General features: G+C 51.3%; 20 protein-coding genes. 5 read left to right on the forward strand and 15 right to left on the reverse strand.

All coding sequences use genetic code 11. The features are described from left to right. Positions 1-38 precede the first annotated feature (38 nt). The 6 genes from sufB to CPA45_RS10615 form a co-directional block, all read right to left on the reverse strand. Positions 39-1,481: a Fe-S cluster assembly protein SufB gene (gene sufB / locus CPA45_RS10590; RefSeq protein ID WP_096651512.1), complete on the reverse strand. Its 1,443-nt coding sequence runs from the start codon at positions 1,479-1,481 to the stop codon at positions 39-41. A gap of 69 nt (positions 1,482-1,550) precedes the next feature. Further along, a complete protein-coding gene (locus CPA45_RS10595) occupies positions 1,551-2,015 on the reverse strand; it encodes an SUF system Fe-S cluster assembly regulator (RefSeq protein ID WP_096651513.1) in 465 nt (154 codons plus the stop codon). Positions 2,016-2,442: 427 nt separating this feature from the next. Beyond that, positions 2,443-2,784 (reverse strand): zinc ribbon domain-containing protein YjdM, encoded by a 342-nt coding sequence (locus CPA45_RS10600; protein ID WP_096651514.1) that lies wholly within the window; start codon positions 2,782-2,784, stop codon positions 2,443-2,445. A 78-nt stretch (positions 2,785-2,862) separates the two neighbouring features. Beyond that, positions 2,863-3,339, reverse strand: a complete 477-nt coding sequence (locus CPA45_RS10605; protein ID WP_096651515.1) for a YbhB/YbcL family Raf kinase inhibitor-like protein — start codon at positions 3,337-3,339, stop codon at positions 2,863-2,865. A 63-nt stretch (positions 3,340-3,402) separates the two neighbouring features. Further along, a complete protein-coding gene (locus tag CPA45_RS10610; protein ID WP_244287581.1) occupies positions 3,403-3,984 on the reverse strand; it encodes a hypothetical protein in 582 nt (193 codons plus the stop codon). Between the two features lie 24 nt (positions 3,985-4,008). Further along, on the reverse strand, positions 4,009-4,383 hold the full coding sequence (locus CPA45_RS10615) for a thiol-disulfide oxidoreductase DCC family protein (RefSeq protein WP_078088058.1): 375 nt from the start codon (positions 4,381-4,383) through the stop codon (positions 4,009-4,011). Positions 4,384-4,455: 72 nt separating this feature from the next. On the opposite strand from CPA45_RS10615, the gene CPA45_RS10620 reads away from it, so the two are divergent. After that, positions 4,456-4,917 (forward strand): flavodoxin family protein, encoded by a 462-nt coding sequence (locus CPA45_RS10620; protein WP_096651517.1) that lies wholly within the window; start codon positions 4,456-4,458, stop codon positions 4,915-4,917. A 56-nt stretch (positions 4,918-4,973) separates the two neighbouring features. Here the strand turns inward: CPA45_RS10620 and fadA are convergent, their stop codons facing one another. Then, on the reverse strand, positions 4,974-6,152 hold the full coding sequence (gene fadA, locus CPA45_RS10625) for an acetyl-CoA C-acyltransferase FadA (protein WP_096651518.1): 1,179 nt from the start codon (positions 6,150-6,152) through the stop codon (positions 4,974-4,976). Between the two features lie 23 nt (positions 6,153-6,175). Beyond that, on the reverse strand, positions 6,176-8,350 hold the full coding sequence (gene fadB, locus CPA45_RS10630) for a fatty acid oxidation complex subunit alpha FadB (RefSeq protein ID WP_096651519.1): 2,175 nt from the start codon (positions 8,348-8,350) through the stop codon (positions 6,176-6,178). A gap of 262 nt (positions 8,351-8,612) precedes the next feature. Here fadB and CPA45_RS10635 point away from each other — a divergent pair, with 262 nt between their 5' ends. Together CPA45_RS10635 and slyA are read left to right on the forward strand one after the other, a co-directional pair. Then, complete coding sequence (locus CPA45_RS10635) at positions 8,613-9,767, forward strand: DUF5924 family protein (protein ID WP_096651520.1); 1,155 nt, start codon at positions 8,613-8,615, stop codon at positions 9,765-9,767. A 74-nt stretch (positions 9,768-9,841) separates the two neighbouring features. Then, positions 9,842-10,294 (forward strand): transcriptional regulator SlyA, encoded by a 453-nt coding sequence (slyA, locus tag CPA45_RS10640; protein ID WP_096651521.1) that lies wholly within the window; start codon positions 9,842-9,844, stop codon positions 10,292-10,294. Positions 10,295-10,364: 70 nt separating this feature from the next. Here the strand turns inward: slyA and CPA45_RS10645 are convergent, their stop codons facing one another. Next, positions 10,365-10,907, reverse strand: coding sequence for a preprotein translocase subunit YajC (locus CPA45_RS10645; RefSeq protein ID WP_096651522.1), 543 nt, complete (start codon positions 10,905-10,907; stop codon positions 10,365-10,367). Between the two features lie 147 nt (positions 10,908-11,054). On the opposite strand from CPA45_RS10645, the gene CPA45_RS10650 reads away from it, so the two are divergent. Further along, positions 11,055-11,507, forward strand: coding sequence for a universal stress protein (locus tag CPA45_RS10650; protein WP_078088068.1), 453 nt, complete (start codon positions 11,055-11,057; stop codon positions 11,505-11,507). Between the two features lie 111 nt (positions 11,508-11,618). Here CPA45_RS10650 and CPA45_RS10655 read toward each other — a convergent pair whose 3' ends face one another. Continuing rightward, positions 11,619-13,535: an ATP-binding cassette domain-containing protein gene (locus CPA45_RS10655; RefSeq protein WP_096651523.1), complete on the reverse strand. Its 1,917-nt coding sequence runs from the start codon at positions 13,533-13,535 to the stop codon at positions 11,619-11,621. Positions 13,536-13,689: 154 nt separating this feature from the next. Between CPA45_RS10655 and CPA45_RS10660 the strand changes: the two genes are divergently transcribed. After that, positions 13,690-14,703, forward strand: coding sequence for an AraC family transcriptional regulator (locus tag CPA45_RS10660; protein ID WP_244287582.1), 1,014 nt, complete (start codon positions 13,690-13,692; stop codon positions 14,701-14,703). Between the two features lie 3 nt (positions 14,704-14,706). Here CPA45_RS10660 and CPA45_RS10665 read toward each other — a convergent pair whose 3' ends face one another. The 5 genes from CPA45_RS10665 to CPA45_RS10685 form a co-directional block, all read right to left on the reverse strand. Next, the gene (locus CPA45_RS10665; protein WP_096651525.1) at positions 14,707-16,359 is read right to left on the reverse strand and encodes a fatty acid--CoA ligase; all 1,653 of its coding nucleotides are present in this window, start codon (positions 16,357-16,359) and stop codon (positions 14,707-14,709) included. A gap of 69 nt (positions 16,360-16,428) precedes the next feature. Beyond that, the gene (gene bktB, locus CPA45_RS10670; protein ID WP_096651526.1) at positions 16,429-17,616 is read right to left on the reverse strand and encodes a beta-ketothiolase BktB; all 1,188 of its coding nucleotides are present in this window, start codon (positions 17,614-17,616) and stop codon (positions 16,429-16,431) included. Between the two features lie 35 nt (positions 17,617-17,651). Next, positions 17,652-18,794 carry an acyl-CoA dehydrogenase family protein gene (locus CPA45_RS10675; RefSeq protein WP_096651527.1) on the reverse strand — a complete coding sequence of 381 codons (1,143 nt, stop codon included), beginning with the start codon at positions 18,792-18,794 and terminating at the stop codon, positions 17,652-17,654. A 2-nt stretch (positions 18,795-18,796) separates the two neighbouring features. Beyond that, positions 18,797-20,368 carry a fatty acyl-CoA synthetase gene (locus CPA45_RS10680; protein ID WP_096651528.1) on the reverse strand — a complete coding sequence of 524 codons (1,572 nt, stop codon included), beginning with the start codon at positions 20,366-20,368 and terminating at the stop codon, positions 18,797-18,799. Positions 20,369-20,407: 39 nt separating this feature from the next. After that, positions 20,408-21,637, reverse strand: a complete 1,230-nt coding sequence (locus CPA45_RS10685) for an ABC transporter substrate-binding protein (protein ID WP_096651529.1) — start codon at positions 21,635-21,637, stop codon at positions 20,408-20,410. Positions 21,638-21,652 lie beyond the last annotated feature (15 nt).

Consider the following 21,652-nt stretch of genomic DNA (forward strand, 5'->3'; position numbering starts at 1 on the left):
CGACGCTCTTAAAACAATTAGCAACGAACCAGATGCGGTTAGCCTACAGCACCTTCCAGCGTTACATTGAGTAGCGCTTCGGCCTCAACGGCGAATTCCATTGGCAGCTCCTGGAATACATCTTTACAGAAACCGTTAACAATCATGCTGACTGCGTCTTCTTCAGAGATGCCGCGGCTCTGGCAGTAAAACAGCTGATCTTCGCCGATTTTAGAGGTGGTCGCCTCATGCTCGATGGTAGCAGTGCTGTTCCCAATTTCCTGATAAGGGAAGGTGTGCGCGCCACACTTATCGCCAATCAGCAACGAATCACACTGGGTAAAGTTACGTGCCCCCTTGGCACGGGGACCAATTTTGACCAGACCTCGATAGGACTGGTTACTTTTACCTGCCGAAATGCCTTTGGAAACAATGTAAGAACGGGTGCCTTCACCAATGTGGATCATTTTGGTGCCGGTATCCGCCTGCTGGCGGCCATTAGTTACCGCGACTGAGTAAAACTCGCCAATGCTATCTTTGCCCCGCAGTATGCAAGAGGGGTACTTCCAGGTGATCGCCGAGCCAGTTTCTACCTGGGTCCAACTGATACGTGAGCGCGCGCCGCGGCAGTCGCCACGTTTGGTCACAAAGTTATAGATGCCGCCTTTACCCTCTTCATCACCGGGGTACCAGTTCTGAACAGTGGAGTACTTAATGTAGGCATCATCGAGAGCCACTAATTCTACCACCGCCGCGTGCAGCTGGTTTTCATCGCGCATCGGCGCGGTACAGCCTTCCAGATAAGAAACCTGGGCGCGGCTCTCGCAGATAATCAAGGTGCGTTCGAACTGGCCAGTATTGGCAGCATTAATACGGAAGTAGGTAGATAGCTCCATCGGGCATTTTACGCCTTCAGGCACGAACACAAACGAACCATCGGTGAATACGGCAGAATTCAACGCAGCAAAGTAGTTATCCGCTACCGGGACAACCGTACCCAGGTACTGCTTGATCAGCTCAGGATAGTCACGAATCGCTTCTGAGATAGAGCAGAAAATTACGCCTGCTTCAGCCAGCTCTTTTTTGAACGTAGTCGTCACCGAAACCGAATCGAACACCGCATCTACTGCAACCCCCGCAAGGGCAGCACGCTCATGTAGCGGGATCCCCAGTTTCTCGTAAGTTTCAAGCAGTTTGGGGTCGACTTCGTCTAGGCTTTGAGGGCGATCTTCAGGACGTTTAGGGGCGCTAAAATAGGAAATCGACTGGTAATCAATAGGTGGGTAATCTAGGTGCGCCCAGGAAGGTGACTCCATCTTAAGCCACTGACGATACGCATCCAAACGCCACTCAAGCATCCACTCCGGTTCGCCCTTCTTATTTGAGATAAAGGCGATGGTGTTTTCATCCAGGCCAGGTGGCAGGGTGTCGCTCTCAATATCTGTTACAAAGCCTTCTTTGTAATCGCGACGCACCAACTGTTCCATTTCTTCGCTTGCCATGGTGATACCCTCCGGGCAGTTGGATGGCGAGGCTAGCTCGCCGTCAATTTAGATAGATCGCTGCGCTGCTTAAGCAGAGGCAGCCGATAGATTAATAGTTTGAATAGGCAGCTGGACGGGCAGCTTAATGGGCGTGGTGTCCGCCAAATGCGCAAGCGTTACGCTTTCAAGTAGGGTTCGAATGGCAAGCGAGACACGCTGCCAGTTATCTGCAACCCCACAGGTCGCCGCTAGCTCGCACTCGCCTTCTGCTTGACTACACTCAGTCATCGCGACCGGCCCCTCAATCGCTGAGATAATATCAGCTGCCGTAATATGCGATGCCGGGCGCGCTAATCGATACCCCCCTTGTGCACCGCGCTGGGAATCCAATAAACCAGCTTTAACCAACATTTTGAGCGTTTTGCTAACTGTTGGATGGGGTAACTGCACCGCCCCAGCCAAATCAGCCGCCGTATGCGATGCACTGGGATGGCGGGCAATTTGCGCCATTACCACTGCTGCATAGTCTGTCAGCCGAGAAAGCTTGAGCATGGGAACTCCCGTTTGCCGTCATTTTGGGCTTCGCCGTTAATTGGGTACCATTTTAGTCCTGTATAAATTTGATGTGAAGCCCTAGAGCAAAATCGTTATCAATTTATGCAAAATAACAGCACGTTCGGCTCCGATAGCATCAAAAACAACAATCATTATCATTTAAAAAAACTATTACTTATGCGCAACCTTCACCCATCGGTTTACACGGGCAAGATTCGTCTGAGAGTGTCGACGAGCAGCAGATGCAAGTCGCACAGCAGGATAACTCAGCGTTTTTAAAGACGTGCAGGACAGGGCTCTCATGTGGTAGCCAGAAGCGAAGCACGAAAAAATAGCCCATTGAAGTCAAGGGGCTATTTTTTTGGTAACTATTTTCCAGCTATCTACTTTCAGGCTCGCAGCGCTCAGGTTAGCTATTTTAGCTTTAGGCTTTTTTGACAAACTCCGATTTCAATTTCATAGGGCCTATGCCGTCAACTTTACAGTCGATATCGTGATCACCCTCGACTAAACGAATGTTTTTTACCTTAGTACCCACTTTTACGACCAGCGAGCTCCCTTTGACTTTTAAATCTTTAATCACAGTAACCGTATCGCCATCAGCAAGCATATTGCCATTGGCGTCGCGAATCCCAGAGCTCTCCTGTGCTGCACCCTCCTCTACTTCCTTCGACCATTCGTTACCACACTCAGGGCAAACATATTGCAGGCCATCATCGTAGGTAAATTCTGAGGCACAGGCAGGACAGTTAGGTAAATCACTCATGTAAAGCTCCAACGCAACAGGGCAAAGAAAGCGAAGGAGCCTACACGGCTAAAACGAAATGTCCAGCCTAAGATATCATCAGGCGCGTTGATAAGTTCCCACTAAGCGGTTCATACCTAGCAGGTGGGGCTCGACCTCTTTTAATAACTCTGCGAGCGTTAAACCTTCAGGCAGGTTGGTTTGATGATCCAGCGCCAGTACCCAAAAATAATATAAATGTGGGCCATGCCCTTCTGGCGGCATCGGCCCAACATAGCCTTGCTTGCCAAAGTCATTGGCACCCGTTGTACCCAGCGCCGTTTTTTCAGTTAGTTCAGCTAAATCCCCTGGTAAGTTGTAAAGCACCCAATGGACAAATCCATAGCTGCCCTCTTTTACCAATGGTGCGTCAGGGTCGTGGCAAATCACGGCATACCCTTGCGTACCATCTGGCCCGCTCTGCCAAGCAAGCGGAGGCGAAACATCGTCACCCTCACCTGTATATTTTCCAGGAATTGGCTGGTGATTTCCAAACGCACTACTTGTGACCTGCATTGAGGATAGTGCAAAAGCCATTTTTGCTCTCCTAATCTGCGAATGTCATATACCTAGCTAGCCTTATTGAAGGTAGTTAAGGTACTAGAGTGAATCCAGTAAAGCGGCGTGCTGTTGCCGCCACTGCTTGGCAATGCGCAAATTTTGTGCGTTCATCGCAGGGTTTAGTGGAGCGGTAAGCTGAATATATTCACCACGAGTTCTAGCCATTAACAGGGGGTCTTGCGTAGCTAACTGAAGAGCATAAAGCGTTAGCATCAGCTCATACTCATCTTGAGTATTAAGCCGTGCAAGTAGTAAATGAACGGCAGGTAAACCAATTTCCCCCAGTCGCTCAGCGGCAATGTACCAAACCCTGGGATTATCGTGCCCGCCATAACTAGAGACGAAGCGTTTGTCCGCCAACCGACTCACATAGTAGGCGGCTTCTTCTTCGGGACTAATAAAGAGTGGCGGCACCCAATCTGTGGAGGAGACCGTACCTGTACCTATAATAGTGCCTGTGCCTGTAACAGTACTAGACTGCTCCTGCGCGGTTTGTGGTGCAACCTGTGGCGTAGCTGTAGGCGGCTGAGGTGGCGTCGACTGTCCCGCACACCCTGATAACCATCCAACTAAAAGACACGCCCCAATAACCTGCACCCCTTTGGCCTGTCGCTGCATCATTAAATTCCCTGTTAAATACTAAGCTTAATCAGACCAGCGCCCTTCTCGCTTGAGGCGCCGCTGCACCCATCGATCATAATACCAGCGCAGCGCCCTTTTTATGCCAGGTAGACCAATTAACCAAGCAACAGGGCGCAATACAGGAATACGCATCATCAGCAGCTGGTAGGCCTCTATCCCTTCGATAATATGGCCATCCTCCTTTTCAATATGCAGCGAACGCAGCGCTGCTTCTAGCGCTACTCCTTTTTCACGCAGTACCTGCTGATGCTCAGTGGCATCACACCACTGTACATCGCCAGCACGCTTGCCAGCCCAGCGCTCAAATCGGGCACGGTCATTTCGGCAGATAGGGCAAACCGCATCGTAAAAGACATAGATAGACGCATTATCAGGCATATAGACTCTCATTTAGGATGCTCCTACTAGTGTGGCACTTCCGCCAAGCGACGCAACTCAGCAGGCTTTACTATGAAACGTCTATTAATCATTGCCCACGCGCCTTCCGCCAACACCCAAAAAATGCTCCAGGCTATTATTAATGGCGCTTCTCACCCCGAAATAGAAAATGTGGAAGTGTTCTCTCTTGCCCCACTTGAAACACACCCAGAAGACATTAATTCCGCCGACGCCATCATTGTGGGCACGACTGAAAATTTGGGATACATGGCAGGTTTGACGAAGGACCTCTTCGACCGATGCTACTACCCGTGTCTGGATAAAAATGAGGGACTTCCATTCACTTTTTATGTACGAGCAGGCCACGATGGTACGGGCACCCAACGCGCGATTGAGAGCATCACTACGGGATTACGCTGGAGGTTGGTACAAGCCCCACTTATCTGCAAGGGTGATTTTCAAACCGAGTTTCTTGACCAGTGTGAAGAGCTAGGACTATCGATGGCTGCCAGCCTGGAAGCAGGCATTATCTGAAATGAGTCGATAAAAAAACGGCACCGTGGGTGCCGTTTTGTTGGTAAGCGCTGTGTTTATCTAAGCCGCTCAAACACCGTCGCAACCCCTTGTCCCATACCGATACACATAGTGGCAAGGCCAAGAGTAGTATCGCGCTGCTGCATAACGTTAAGTAGCGTTGTACAAATGCGCGACCCCGAACAACCCAGCGGGTGGCCGAGTGCAATAGCACCACCATTAAGGTTTACTTTTTCATCCATGGCATCCAGGAAGCCAAGGTCTTTTAACACCGGTAGACCTTGAGCCGCGAACGCTTCGTTAAGCTCAACGGTTTGGATATCTGCGGCAGATAAGCCAGCAGCTTTCAGTGCTTTTTTAGACGCAGGTACCGGACCGTAACCCATGATAGAAGCGTCACAGCCCGCAACACCCGTTGAGAGCACTTTAGCAATTGGCTCAAGCCCCAGCGCCTGGGCACGCTCGTAGCTCATTACGGCCATTGCCGAAGCGCCTACCGACAGTGCGGACGAGGTACCAGCAGTAACGGTGCCGTTGCGTGGGTCAAATACTGGTTTAAGGTTTGCCATAGACTCAAGACTCGCCTCGGGGCGAATCACTTCATCGTTCTTAAACAGAATTTTAAAGCCGCGCTGATCGTGACCTTCCACACCGATAATTTCGTTATCGAAGTAGCCTTTCTCCATGGCTGCCTGAGCACGCTGATGAGAACGCACCCCAAACTTATCCTGGTCTTCACGGGAAATGCCATGCATTTTACCCAGTAGCTCAGCAGTAAGCCCCATCATCATCGCCGCTTTGGCGGCGTACTTACTGGCAGCAGGGTTAACATCAACGCCGTGAGCCATGGGTACATGCTCCATGTGCTCGACCCCACCGATCACGTAAAAGTCACCCATGCCTGCTTTAATGTTGGCCGCAGCAATATGCAACGCGGTCATTGAGGAACCACACAAACGGTTAACTGTTTGCGCAGGTACCGAGCGGGGAATGCCGGTCATAATCGCCGCGTTACGGGCGATGTTCATTGACTGCTCAAGGGTTTGGTTAACACATCCCCAGATCACATCATCTACTTCGGATGGATCCAGGTTAGCATTACGATCAAACAGCGCCTGCATCACCGCAGCAGATAAGTTTTCAGCGCGCACATTGCGGAATGCACCGTTTTTAGCTTTTGCCATGGCGGTACGTACACCGTCAACCACCACGATATCTCTTGGGTTCAAACTCATCTTATATCTCCTATGCGTGGTGGTTAAGCCTGAGAGCCAGAATAAAACTGCTCGTTATTTTGAGCCATCTGACGCAGTTTCTCAGTGGGCGCATAAAGCGGGCCTAACTCATCCGCCAGGTTTTCGGCCAGTTTCACAAATTCGGCAACACCCATTGCGTCAATGTAGCGCAGTGCACCACCGCGGAAGGGAGGGAAACCAATACCGTAGATCAGCGCCATATCTGCCTCAGCGGGAGTCTCAACGATACCATCTTCAAGGCAACGAACGGTTTCCAGGCAAAGCGGTACCATCATGCGAGCAATAATGTCTTCGTCAGAAAACTCTTTCTGCTCTTTAACTACCTCTTTAACCAGCGCATAGGCTTGCTCGTCGGTAACTTTCTTGGGCTTACCCTTCTTGTCTTCTTCATAGGCATAGAAGCCTTTATCGTTCTTCTGGCCCAGGCGTTTGTTATCGTACATCACCTGAATAGCAGTCTTACCGTCCCGCGCCATACGATCTGGGAAGCCTTCTGCCATCACTTCATTCGCATGCACAGCAGTATCTAGACCCACTACGTCCAGCAAGTAGGCAGGGCCCATAGGCCAGCCAAATTTCTCCATTACCTTGTCAACACGCTGAAAATCAGCGCCCTGCTCTACCAAGAAGCTAAAGCCGCCAAAATAAGGGAACAGTACACGGTTGACTAAGAAACCTGGGCAATCATTTACTACGATAGGGGTTTTGCCCATAGCGCGTGCGTAGGCGACTGTCGCAGCCACTGCAGCATCTGAGGTCTTCTCGCCACGAATAACTTCCACCAACGGCATACGGTGTACCGGGTTAAAAAAGTGCATACCGCAGAAGTTTTCAGGGCGCTTGAGGTTTTGTGCCAAACGGTTAATAGAGATTGTCGAAGTGTTAGAGGTAAGGATGGTGTTTTCGCTAACCATTCCTTCTACTTCAGTAAGTACAGCATCTTTAACCTTGGGATTTTCCACCACCGCTTCGACGACTAAATCAACGTTGCCGAAATCACCGTAAGAGAGCGTAGGACGAATATTGGTCAGTTTTTCGGCCATCTGCTCAGTGGTCAGCTTTTTACGCTCGACCTGCTTAGAGAAGAGCTTGCGTGCCTCTTTCAGGCCAAGCTCAATGGCATCATCGTTAATATCTTTCATTACGATGGGCGTGCCTTTACTTGCACTTTGATAGGCGATACCACCACCCATAATTCCCGCGCCCAGTACAGCGGTTTGCTTAACCGGCTGTGACTGCTTCTCGTATTTACTACCTTTTTTCTTCACTACTTGGTCATTGAGGAATAAACCAACCAAGTTAAAGGCAACGCTACTCAGCGCCAACTTGGCAAATGCTTTTGCCTCAATGGCTTGAGCGCGAGCACGGGTTTCCCCTGCGCCTTTTTGGATCACCTTGATTGACTCTACCGGCGCCGGGTAGTGTGGGCCAGCCTTACCCGCCACAAACCCTTTGGCGGTTTCAAACGCCATCATTTGCTCAATCGCATTGAGGTTTAGCGGCGCTTTCTTCTCTTCACGACGTGCCTGGTAATCAAGCTCACCGGCATTGGCGCGGTCAAGCATGTCCAGCGCGGCTTCTTCAAGAAGCTCGTGGCTTACAACAGCATCAACTGCGCCTACTTTAAGTGCTGCGTTAGCACGGTTTTCAGTGCCTCCAGCAATCCACTCAATGGCATTATCAGCACCAATCAGGCGCGGCAAACGGACACAACCACCCCAACCTGGCAAAATACCCAGCTTGGTTTCAGGTAAGCCAATTTTAGCTTTTTCGCTCATCACACGAAAATCAGTGGTCAGCAACACTTCACAGCCACCGCCTAATGCTAAGCCATTAATAGCCGTTACTGTGGGGAAAGACAGATCTTCAATAGCATTGAAGATATCGTGTACCTTGAGATTCATCTCAACCAAGTATTCTTCCCCCTTGTCGAAGAGAGAGTGAAACTCAGTAATATCGGCACCGACGATAAACGCTTCTTTGCCACTGCTGATAACCAAGCCCTGCAAACCGCTTTCGGCTTGCAGCACTTTGACAGCATCACCCAATTCAGCGACTACAGCGCTGGAAAGTTTATTGACGGACTCACCTTTCAAATCAAAAGTGAGCATTGCGATGTCATTGCCACCTTGGGTATCACGACGCTCCACCGTGATGGCATTGCCTTGATAGATCATCCGCGCTCTCTCCACAAGTTCGGGCTGGCACTTTATATTGCACCCGCCACGCATTTCATACGGTCGTTTGATTGCGTAAGCTTGGTTGAGTTGCTGAAGAACGTCAACCCCTTACTTTTGGCTAATACGCTCTAGTGGCTATGACTAAACCCAAGAAGCTCCGTTCAGTAGCACACTGCTCTTTTAAACAGAGATGGACTGCCATGCATCGACTTTCGCTTCAAACCCAACGATGATGTTGTTTTATTGTGGGTTATTTTCCATGAGCGACCTACTTACCCCTTCGCGTATTTCATCACTGCAAAAGCGCATTGAACGCTTAGTCGAGCGCCTTAAACCGTGGAGCTGGATGTGGCCGCCGATGGCGTTTGCTGCTGGCCTGGGCAGTTTTTTCCTGGTTGACCGCCAACAGTGGCTCGGCGCGGTGTTAGCGCTTGGGCTGCTCTTCGCTTGGTTACTGCTAATATCTGAAGGCCTGATTAGTCGTTGGCTTGAGAGCCGAGGTCACCCCGCACTGCCAAGGGGTGTCGCTACGTTTATCGCCCAGATGATCCACCAAGAAACGCTTTTCTTTACCCTGCCGTTTATTTTGATCACTACCGTTTGGAATAGCGGCCAAACGCTATTTGCCGCTTTGGTAGTGGGCATGGCGGCGCTATCAATTATCGACCCGCTCTACTACAAGCTAGCTGGACGCTGGCGTAGTCTCTACTTTTTTTTCCATGCCCAGTGTGTTTTTTTAGTCATGCTGGTGATCTTACCAATCATGCTGCATCTCACCACGCGTCAAAGCCTACAGCTAGCACTCGTATTAACCGTGCTAGTTGCGTTGCCTAGCTTTTGGAATTTACTGAAAAAGCGCTCGTTAAAGCGTTGGTGCCTATTTTTTGGATTAGCGATAATACTGGCATATGCGGCTTGGCTGGGCCGTATTTGGGTTCCACCGGCAAGCTTATGGATGACCAGCAGCGCACTTTCACCTGCTTTCAACGTTCAACAACGGGAACCTCAGGGTGCTATTTCGCTCACCCCACTGGCCTTACAAGCTAATGGCCTATACATCTATACCGCTATACGGGCTCCCCGCGGTTTAAGCGAAACGATTTATCATGCGTGGCACCACAACGGAACACTGGTGGATACCGTAGCGTTATCAATTCATGGTGGACGAGAGCAAGGCTACCGGGCGTGGAGCTACAAACGAAACTTTCCCGCAGCTCCCTCGGGGGATTGGCGGGTCGACATCATGACAGATGGTGGTCAGCGGTTAGGACTAATCCGCTTTACGGTGTCAGACGATCCAATCGAGGCTTCAATTGCCGACAGCACCATTAGCTCCAGCGGGCTAAGCGGACTCAATTTACGCCGATTTCTTCCTGGTAGAAACAGCGATACTGAGCCGTCAAGCAGTAACTGAATGCTAGAACGCCTTGCATTCATCGGTACAGCTAATGACAATTCGTTTACTCACACTTACTGGTAGCTAGATCTATGGCTTCATCAATTGGTTTTCGAATTGCACGCTTGCCACATCTGTGGCGCTCTATCATTGACCGTAGACTGGCCCCTCTGGGGTTAACACAAACCCGCTGGGTGACGCTCTACCACCTTTGGAAACTGGGGGAAGGCAATCCTCAGTGCGATCTTGCCCGCGCTATTGGGGTCGAAGCCCCTTCACTAGTGCGCACGCTTGGCCAACTGGAGGAGCAAGGCTTAGTCGAGCGCCGAGCCTGCGATAATGATCGCCGCAGCAAACGCATTTACCTGACACCTGCGGCCATGCCTCTGCTAGAGCAAATAGACAGCGTGGTGCTCGAGGCACGCAAACAGATGATGGCAGGGCTTAGTGAAGATGAGCTCGACAAACTGGATAAGTGGCTTGGCGTAATCGAGGCTAACGGGCTAGCCATGCAAGCGCGGGACCAAGACAGCCCCAGCGCCTGAAGGGTTAACCGCGCAGTTAAAGCTCCGTTAAAACCTCGTTAAATCTAGCTAAGGCGTGGTTAAAACCTAGCTAAAAAATGTGGCGCCCTGCGTTTTGAGCGCCTAAGGGTTTGCTAACAGGTCTATCTGATAACCCGCCGAGCGCGCTTCTTAGCTGATTAAAATCATCCAGGTAAGTCGTAAAGCGCTCGGCGTTTTGGGACTCCCACCACCACAAGGTGAGCGAGTGGGGGGTGGATTCGATCACTAACGCATCTTGAGGCAAACGTTCCAGAAGAGCCTTGAAAGGATCGGTAGCGTTATCAGGCAGCTCTCGTAACGGCGCGATACGCCACCGCCACCCAGCATGATAAAGCTCAAGTGCAGCACTGGCGCTTCCCTCTCTTAGCAGAACAAAAGTTGGCCCTGGCGCATCCTGCGGATAGTACCAGCGGTACGCGGGCATAGCGCCCCTAAAATGGTGCAGCGGGGGCTTATCCATTTTAATGGCTACCCCTTGTTTCCGAGCACTCTCACGCAGGGCCATCTGCCGCTTCTGCTGGGGGCTTGGCTTAAGCCACATCACTGGCGTAATAACAAACATCAATATCAACACAATGATTAACCATTCCATTCTGTCTCTCACCCTATTGCGGACAAACTGCGTTAGCTACTTGAAAAAACCATGATATAGATCGTTGTTAAGGTGGCGCGTAAAGCCTAAAGTAAAGGGCATATAACAAAGCTTCTTCTTTGTTAATTATCACTAGGGAGAAAAGCCATGAGCTATCACCACATTCTGGTAGCCGTTGACTTAACGAAGGACTCGCACAAGATCTTAGAGCGTGCGGTTGCCATCGCCGAACGTAATAACGGCGCCAAGCTATCTATTATGCATACACTTGAACCATTAGGGTTTGCCTACGGCGGCGATATCCCTATGGACCTTACCAGCATCCAAGATCAGCTAGACGACCACGCTAAGAAGCGCCTTGCTGAGATTGCAGCCCCCCATATTGCACAAACCGACCAGCACGTTTTGGTAGGCATGCCAGACACTGAGATACACCGGTTTGCAGAAGAGCATAATGTTGACTTGATCGTGGTAGGTTCCCACGGCCGTCACGGCTTTGCCCTACTGCTTGGCTCTACGTCTACCGGCGTCTTACACGGTGCCCAATGCGATGTCCTTGCGGTGCGAGTAGGCAAAAAAGGCGAAAAAAGCGACGAGTGATCTTTTAACGCTTGGTCGTTAATAAAGCATAAGCAGGCGCCCACTAAGGGCGCCCTTGGCGCGGGAAGTGCTATTCGCGAAAGTGCTATCCAGAAGGACTATCCAGAAGGACTATTCGCCGTTCGCCATCGCCTCCAGCTCCATCCAGCGCTCCATGGCAACTTCCAACCGTTGCTGAACACCTTCTAACTGCTGCAGCTTAGCTGTCACCTTGCTGGCCTCTTGCTGATAAAAAGCAGGATCGCCTATCTCTTGCTCTAGCGCCTCAATCTCATTTTCCAACTGCTCTATTTCACCTGGCAACGCATCTAATTCACGCTGCAGTTTGTAGGAGAGCTTAACGGTTTTCTTAATAGATTCCGCCGGAGGTTCAGGCTTTTTTTCCACCGCTATGCTAGTCGGTTCAGTTTGCTGACGCGCAGCTCCTTCCCAGGGTGCTGGTGGCAACTTGCCGCCTTGGCGAATCCAGTCAGTGTAGCCACCTACATACTCACGCACACAGCCTTCCCCTTCGAAGGCCAGCATACTGGTGACAACGTTATCCATAAAGGTACGGTCGTGGGAAACCAGCAGTAGCGTGCCATCGAAGTCCAGCAGCAGTTCTTCGAGCAGCTCCAGGGTTTCCATATCTAAGTCATTGGTCGGCTCATCCAACACCAACACATTGGCAGGCTGGGTAAACAGCTTAGCTAACAGTAGCCGGTTGGATTCGCCACCAGAAAGCGCTTTTACCGGCTGGCGTACGCGGTCTGGAGTGAACAGGAAATCCTGAAGATAACTCATCACATGGCGATCTTTACCACCAACGCTGACGCGATCACTGCCTTGGGCCACGTTATCGTAGACGGTTTTTTCCAGCTCCAGGCCAGCACGCAACTGATCGAAGTAAGCTACCTTCAAATTGGTACCCAGCTGAACGCTACCTTCGGTTGGCGCAAGCTCGCCAAGCAAAATTTTCAATAACGTTGTTTTACCTGCACCGTTGCGGCCAAGGAAGCCAATACGGTCACCGCGCATCACCTCAAGATTCACGTCACGTAGAATGACTTCATCCCCGAAGCGCTGAGTCACGCCTTTAAGCTCGACCACCCGCTTGCCAGTACGCTCGCCGCTATCTACGGTGAGATTGGCTGTACCTTGGCGCTCACGGCGCTGGCTGCGCTCCACGCGCATCTGCTCAAGCTCCCGCACACGACCTTCGTTACGGGTACGCCGCGCCTTAACACCTTGACGAATCCAGACCTCTTCCTGGGCCAGCTTCTTGTCAAAAAGCGCATGCTCACGGGCTTCTACTTCCAGCTCATGTTGCTTACGCTCTTGATACTCGGCGTAGTTACCAGGGTATCGACCCAGTTTTCCTCGGTCCAATTCAAGAATATTGGTCGCCAGCTTTGATAAGAAGGCACGGTCGTGGGTAATCAGTAATACCGCGCCATTGAACGCTAGCAGCTGCTCCTCCAACCATGCAATAGTGTCTAAGTCCAGATGGTTGGTGGGTTCGTCAAGGAGCAGCAGGTCAGGTTCTGACACCAATGCACGCGCCAACGCAACGCGGCGACGCCAGCCACCGGAAAGTGCATTCATTTCCGCTTCAGGCGGCAGCCCTAAACGGGTGAGGACAACATCAATTCGCTGGTGGAACGACCAGCCATCGATGGCTTCGATGCGCGTTTGTAGCGTCGCCATGCGCTGCATGTCAGGGTCTGAATCGTTGATCAAATGTTGATATTCAGACAGCAACTCACCTGCTTCTGGCAGCCCCTGGGCAACCATATCAAAAATGGTCATACCTGAGGACTCTGGCAACTCCTGGGCCAGCACGCCGATTTTTAATCCTGGCGCACGCCAAATTGAGCCATCATCGGCTTGAATATCGCCTACCACTAATTTTAATAGCGTTGATTTACCGGTGCCGTTGCGCCCGACCAGCGCCAGCCGCTCGCCTTTTTCAACCGTAAGGTCGGCGCGGTTAAGCAGTACTTGGGTGCCATAGGCGAGTTGCAGCTGTTCGAGTCGTAACAAGGTCACGCAGTGTCCTCCTTCGTCGTGAGGCGCACAGTGTAACGCATGCACTGCACAAGAGGGGCAACCTTATAGAGGCCTGCGCTACATCGTGCTAACGTCATGGGATAATTCGATAAACATTATGTAGCGTCTGGGACGTTATTGGGGCAGGTGTGCTGTGACCGTGACTGTTTCAATGCACTTCGTAAACGAGCTGTTATGTGGCTTATCTGATTACGCTCAATCGCATAATCGCTATCTGGAGCAGGCGAGTATTTCTCCCTTTTTGCTTAGCGCGCCCAATGGCCGGGTTACCGTTGAGCAGTTTGCCGAGCTTTATCGGCTTATTGCGCTTGAAATAGATGATGAAACGCCACGTTTTTTTTCACGCCCTCTGCGCTGCGGAACCTTAAAGCTACTCTGCTTAAGCTTGCTTGATGCGCCCACTTTGCACGTCGCCCTGCACCGCTATACGCAGTTTTTCAGAATCATTCTGGACGACTTTAGCTACGCTTTTTCTGTCAATGATGGCGTAGCACGCATGGCGTTGGTTGAGCATGCCCCGTTGCCTGGCAGCCGCATTCTCATTCACGAGCTGATGCTAAAACTGTTTCACGGCATTGCATCATGGATGATTGCCCGCAAAATACCGCCGGTACTAATGGAGTGTAATTACGCACCACCCTCTTATAATGCTGACTACCTCTATTTTTACCCAGGCAAGGTACTCTTTAACCAGCCACAAACTGCAATGTCGTTTGATCAATCATTATTGAACCACCCTATTCGCCAAACTAAGCAGCATTTAGGTGCGTTTTTACAGCGCGCACCTGCTGACTGGTTTTATGTTTCGTTTGAGGAACAGCTTTTAACCCACCGGGTACGCGAGCACTTAAGGCGCCATTTACCTACAGCTGCCAGCGTTTCCCATGTTGCCGATGCACTGCATATGTCAGTCCGCACGCTGTCCCGCCGCTTAAACCAAGAAGGTACGCATTTCCAAGCAGTGAAAGATGAGTTTCGGCGTGATTATGCGGTGCAAGCATTAACCCGCAGCGCTCAGCCTCTGGCTTCTATTGCCGACACGCTCGGCTTTGAAGACTTAGCCTGTTTTAGCCGAGCATTCAAGCAGTGGACAGGAAACTCGCCCGCCGCCTATCGCAAAGCGCGTACGGCGGGCGCTAGGAGATAGCCGCTATACCTCAGTACGGATACGCTTTTTATCTAATTTACCCACGCTGGTTTTAGGGATTTCATCAACCACCCGAATAAGCGATGGGATGCCCCAACGGTTGATAGCTCCCTGCTTAACGAACTGCTCCATGAACGCCTGTACATCCTCTGCCGTGGGCGGGTTGCTCAGATCACTGGGCACTACCAACGCTGCTGGCCGTTCGCCCCATTTATCATCCGCGATTCCTATCACAGCTACTTCAGCGACTCCTGGACATTGGCTGATGTAACTTTCCAACTCAAGCGATGAGAGCCATTCTCCCCCGGTTTTAATAACATCTTTGATGCGATCACTAATGGTCAAGAAGCCATGCTCATCAATGGAACCTACATCACCGGTGTGTAGCCAACCGTCGCGCCATAACTCTTCGCTACGCTGTTCTTCTTTGTAATAAGCCTGGGTAAGCCAAGGCGCTTGGGCGCGTACTTCACCAACACTTTTACCGTCATGAGGTAGCGGCTTGCCATCGACATCTACCACTTGCAACTTCACCAACGGCACCGGTAACCCTGCCTTACAACGCCAAGGAAGCTGGGTATCGAAATCGGCCTTTCCAACATCCCGCGGTAGAATATCCGCCGTTAGTAGCGGGCAGGTTTCCGACATGCCGTAAGCGCTTCGGGTATCAATCCCCAGCGACCAAGCACGACTGGCCAGCGCCTGGGTAAGCGCACTCCCACCTACCAGCACCTTCCAACCGCTTAGATCCACTTGCTTTGAAGCAACGGCATCGGCACTTACCACCATATTTAGCAGCGTAGGCACACAGTGGGAAAAGTCGACCTTTTCACTTACCAAAAGCTTGACCAACATTTCTGGCTCGTAACGGCCAGGATAGACCTGGGTAGCCCCCATAAGCGTAGCAGTATAGGGCACTCCCCAGGCATGCACATGGAACATCGGTGTGATGGGCATGTACACCTTATCGCGATTGAGCAGCTCACAACCCGGCGCTTGAAAAGTGCTGGCTTCGCCCAGGGTATGTAGCACCAACTGCCGATGGGTAAAAAACACGCCTTTCGGATTACCGGTGGTGCCTGTGGTGTAAAACAACGTTGCTACGGCGTTTTCATCAAATGTGGGGAAATTGTAATAATCAGGCTGCTCACTTAATAACGCTTCAAATTCTCCAACCAAAGGTAGAGAGGTACTGACATCTTTCGCCTCTTCCTGGCACAGCAAGTAGCCGCGTATGTTGGGTAATTTGTCTGCTAGTGGCTCAAGCAGTGGCACAAAATCTTCATGTACCAACACAAACACATCCTCAGCGTGCTCCATGGTGTACAGAATCTGTTCAGGCGACAGACGTACATTCACCGTGTGCAGCACAGCGCCAATCATAGGAATAGCAAAGAAGCACTCAAGATAACGGTGACTGTCCCAGTCCAGCACAGCGACAACATCCCCTGCATTCACCCCCAGGGCAGTCAGCGTATGGGCAAGTTGATGGACTCGTTCACGAAAATGCCGATAGTCATGACGACATTGATCGCGGTACACAATCTGATTTCTTCCCGCCATGCGAACGCCTGACTCCAGCAGGTCACCGATTAATAGGGGTGAGTTGGTCGCTGAAGGCGTTGGAGGAAGAATCTTTGGTGTTATCGTCGACATACAAGTACACCTTTTGATTATTGTTGGCAGAAGTAACGAATTAGAGAAACGGTGTTCTCAACCGCAGAGTCAGCAGCGTTCAATCAGCAGTGCGATCCCCTGCCCACCGCCGATACAAAGTGTCACTAAACCAAAGCGCCCCTGAGTGCGCTCTAACTCATACAAGGTTTTTAAGATTAAAATGGCACCTGTTGCTCCCACCGGATGCCCCAGCGCCACCGCCCCACCATTGGGGTTAAGTTTTTCTAATGGGAAACCCAGCGTATCGGCAACGGCCATCGCTTGAGCAGCAAAAGCCTCATTGGATTCAATGACATCAATATCGTTAATTTGAAGTCCCGCTTGCTGGAGGCAACGCTTAACAGCAGGAATCGGTCCAAGCCCCATCAGAGAAGGCTCTACACCGGCGGTAGTAGCTACTCTCAGTCGCGCTCGCGGCGTTAAGCCTCGTGCGTTGGCTTCATCCACATGTGCAAGCACAAGGGACGCTGCGCCGTCATTAATGCCTGAGGCGTTGCCCGCTGTCACAATCCCATCTTTTTTGAAGGCCGGTTTTAGACGGGCTAAATCGCTAAGCTCTAGCCCTTCACGCACATGCTCATCTTGTTTGAAGGAGATCGTTTGTTTACCTTGGGTGACTTCAACTGGCACGATTTGCTCGTCAAAGCGCCCCTCTGCGATGGCCCGGGCCGCCTTTTGGTGGCTATCGACTGCGAACTGGTCCAACTGCTCACGAGTTAAGCCATACTGTTTGGCAATATTTTCAGCGGTAATCCCCATGTGCCCGCTGCCAAACGGATCGCTAAGAGTGCCCAGAGTAAGATCCTGAATATTGGCATCTCCCATACGAATTCCATTACGCGCCTGAGGGGGTAATACGTAAGCACCCCGTGACATGGACTCTGCCCCTCCAGCCAACGCCAATCGGCTATCACCCAATGCAATTTGCTGGGCGGCAGACACCACTGCTTGAACACCAGAGCCACACAGTCGATTTACGTTGAAAGCGCCAGCCTCCTTGGGTACGCCAGCGTTCAGCGCAATATGCCGGGCAAGGTAAGCATCCTGGGGGCCCGTAGTAATGATATGCCCGTAAACAGAATGATCTATATCACTACCTTCAACTCCCGCCCGACGCAGTGCCTCCTGGGCAGTGATCACACCTAACTCATAGGGTGCCAGCGATGCGAGTGTTCCCCCAAAGCCACCAATGGCAGTGCGTGCACCACCCAGAATAACGACGCTATCCAGTTGCATGCTATCTCCTTCATCATGGCATACTGCAGTGAGGCTTATGCCACTTTGCCCAGTAGTGAACGTGCGACAACTTCTTTCATAATTTCAGAGCTGCCTGCATAAATAGTTTGTACGCGGGCATCCAAGTAGAACCGTGAAATCGGATATTCGTGGGTATAACCATAGCCTCCAAACAGCTGAAGACAGCGATCGACAGCGCGGCACTGTAGCTCGCTTAGCTGTAGCTTGAGAATGGCAGCGTCTGTGCTGTTCATAGTGCCCTGGCGATACTTGTCAACGCAGTGATTAAAGTAGGCTCGAGCCATGTCCAATTGCGCTTTAATCTCTCCTAACGTGAAGCGGGTGTTTTGAAAGTCTGCTACCCGCCGGCCAAACGCTTGGCGCTGCTGTACGTACTCCAGGGTAAGTGCCAGCGCGCCTTCTACCGCCCCTAACGCTTGGGCACCCACACCCAAGCGTTCGCGAGGTAACTCCTGCATTAGGTAGCGAAACCCCGCCCCTTCTTCACCCAATAGAGCATCACAGGGAAGCTGTATGTGATCAAAGGCAAGTTCTGCGGTATCGCTAGCGTGTTGGCCGATTTTTTTGATTGGTTTGCCACGCGAAAAGCCTGGCAAGCGGGTGTCGACTAAAAATAGTGAAACACCTTTGGCACCTGCGGAAGGGTCGGTTTTAGCACAAACAATCACCAGATCAGCGACTTGGCCATTGGTGATAAAAATTTTACTGCCAGTTAACTCCCAACCGGCTTTGGTTTTAGTGGCACGGGTTTTAATCGCAGCCAAATCGCTACCAGCATTGGGCTCTGTCATGGCAATAGCACCCAGGCTTTCGCCACGTGCCATAGCAGGCAACCAGGTCTCACGCTGCTCATTGGTAGCTAGGTTTTGAAGATAAGGCATCACAATGTTGGCATGGATGTTATAAGCACTGGCTAATCCGCCGAAGCCTTGCCGAGATATTTCCTCAAGCGCCAGTTGAGTAATGGCAATATCAGCGCCCGCCCCTCCCCACGCATCATCAAGATCAATCCCTAACAACCCTGCGGCCCCTAGCTTTCTCCATAGTGAGCGGGGTATTTCACCCGCCTCTTCCCAGTACTGATAAAAGGGGGCAACCTCTTGCGCTAAACAGCGCGAAATCATGGCGTGAAACAGCTCGTTGGTTTGAGCGTCCATGCTTACTCCTTAAGATCTTGACGAAGGTGGCGTTTGAGTATCTTACCTGCCGTACTTTTGGGCAGAGCGTCGGCAAATACCACGCGTTTGGGCACTTTATAGGGTGCTATCAAACGTTTAGTATGGAGGATCAGCTCATCTGCACTGACGACCTGGCCCTCTTTCACCACAACGACCGCAGTAATTGCCTCTATCCACTTTTCGTCCGGCAACCCAACCACTGCTACCTCAGAGACGGCCGAGTGTTTGAACAACGCCTCTTCCACTTCGCGGCTTGCCACCAACACTCCACCGGTATTAATCACATCCTTGATACGATCGACCACATACAGGTAGCCTGCCTCATCGAAATAGCCCACGTCACCGGAGTGAAACCACCCCCCTTGAAAGGCTTCGGCGGTCATCTCGGGCTTCTCCCAATAGCCCGTCATTAACTGTGGGGAACGGTGGATAATTTCACCATGCTCGCCAGGGGCCACATCGTTCATATCTAAATCGACGATGCGAGTTTCCACGGTTAGTATGGGCCGCCCTGCTGATGCCGGGCGATCGGCATGCTCTTCTGGTCGTAAAGCCGTTGCTAAAGGGGCAATCTCACTCTGCCCATAGCAATTGTAAAGGCCTACCCCCTGAAAGCGCTGCTGCATCTCCTCCAATACCGGTACGGGCATAATAGAGGCGCCGTAATAAGCTTTCTTGAGGCTGGTTAAATCAAACCGATCAAATTCAGCATGGCGAAGCAGGCTGATCCACACTGTGGGCGGGGCAAAAAACGAGGCTATTCTGTGCTCTGCAATTGCAGAGAGGCAGCTCTCAGGCAAAGGCGCTTCAAGCAGATGAACTGGCGCTCCCAGTAGTAATGCAGGCATTAAAAAGACATGCATCTGCGCCGAATGGTAGAGCGGCAACGCCGCCAACATAGCATCGCTGCCGTTTATATCCAGCTCAACCATGCACGCCATGTATTCAGCCATTAGCGCTTGATGCGTCATCATTGCAGCTTTCGGCGCAGCGGTAGTTCCAGAGGTATAAAGCAGCTGGGCAAGGTTGCTTCCCTCTAGCGTCACGTCAGGCTCATGTTGTGCCTGAAACTTACTCACACACGCCAGTACGTCAAATGTCTGCTCGCTATAAAAACCGCCTTGGGCACCCTGCTCCATTGCATGCAGAGTTCCCTGCAGTGTTAACTCCAACCCCTGCGTAGCTTCATTTACTTTATCAGCTAGCACTGTATCGCTAAGTACCCCCTTTGCTCCTGACTGCTCAAGGATATAGCGCAGTTCTTCGCTACTGAGCGCAAAGTTGATGGGAACATGCACAAGGCCGGCTTTCGTAGCAGCCAGCCAAGCAATCACGTAAGCATCCGAGTTTTTGCCATACACCGCTAATCTATCCCCAGGTGAAAGGCCTGCCTCCAGCAGGCCATTAGCAACTTGGTTAGCGGCACTATTTAGCGCTTGATAACTCCAATCCCGCTCACCAAAGGTAAGTGCTGTTCGCTGTGAATATTTGCGAGCACTGCGGCTTAACGCAGCGCCGATGGTATTGCGGTGGATTAACCGTGTGTTCGACATGCCAAGTCCTTTCTATTGTTGTGCTTGATTGGCAGGGCATTAGCTTTTAACTAGCGGGCAGACGCTTTCAGACAGTGGCCGGAATGCCTCTTCGGCAGGAATAGTACGCACCACCCTGAATAGGTCGTCTTCATCAGCAGACTCATCCGGTGACTTCACCTCAACGAGATACATATCGTGCACCATGCGGCCGTCTTCGCGGATATAACCGTTGGTCGCAAAAATATCGTTAATGGGTGTATCTGCCATCTGTTGACGAACCGTTTGAGTGTCGTCCGTTCCTGTAGCCTCAATGGCTTCTAAATAGTGGAGGGTGCTGGAATATAGGCCAGCGTGAACCATGGTCGGCATACTGCCGGTGCGTTCGCGAAAGCGTTCTGCCCATGCGCGAGTTTCGTCATTTAAGTCGTAATACCACGCTTTAGTGAACTGCAGCCCCTGAGCATTCTCCAAACCAATACTGCGTATGTCGGTACTAAACAGCACCATACCTGCAAGAATCTGGCCTGCCTGGGTAATACCAAATTCACCCGCAGTTTGAACGGCATTGATGGTATCGCCGCCGGCGTTATTAAGGGCAATAACGTCAGCACCGGATGCCTGGGCCTGCAGCATAAAGGAGGAGAAATCACTATTCGGGAAAGGGTGGCGCGCTCGACCTACTATGGTGCCCCCATTTTCAGTCACTACCCGCTCGACATCGGCTTCGAGAGCATGGCCAAATGAGTAATCAGCACTTAACAAGTACCAATTCTTGTAGCCCTCATCGGTAATGGCCTTTGCCGTACCGTTCGACATCGCCCAGGTATCGTAGACCCAGTGGATATGGTTAGGAGAACAGTGCTCATTCGTTACACCGGATGACACAGCGCCGTTGACCAAGCCAAGTTTGTCGGCATCCTCTAACAGCCTCACCGCCGCTAAAGTAACCGATGATGCCACTAAGCCAGTCACCATATCGACGTTACGCTCATCAATCCACTCACGTACAACGCTGGACCCTACGTCAGGACTATTGCGATCGTCAGCACTAAAAACCACTATGTTGGCGCCATGCACACTACCGCCAATATCTTCGATAGCCATCTCAATCGCATCTTGCCCCAGAGGGCCGATAGGATCTCGATAAATACCTGACATATCAGCCAGATACCCAATTCGTATCTCATTGTCCGAAATACCATCACTGGCAAATACGGCAGGAGTATAACTCGCAGTAAGAATAGCGGCCGATAGTGCGGAAATAGCAAAGTGTCGCGATAGCTGCATGTTAGTTAACCTTTC

Origin of the sequence: Vreelandella nigrificans, from assembly GCF_002374315.1 — a bacterium.
GTDB classification, from domain to species: domain Bacteria; phylum Pseudomonadota; class Gammaproteobacteria; order Pseudomonadales; family Halomonadaceae; genus Vreelandella; species Vreelandella nigrificans.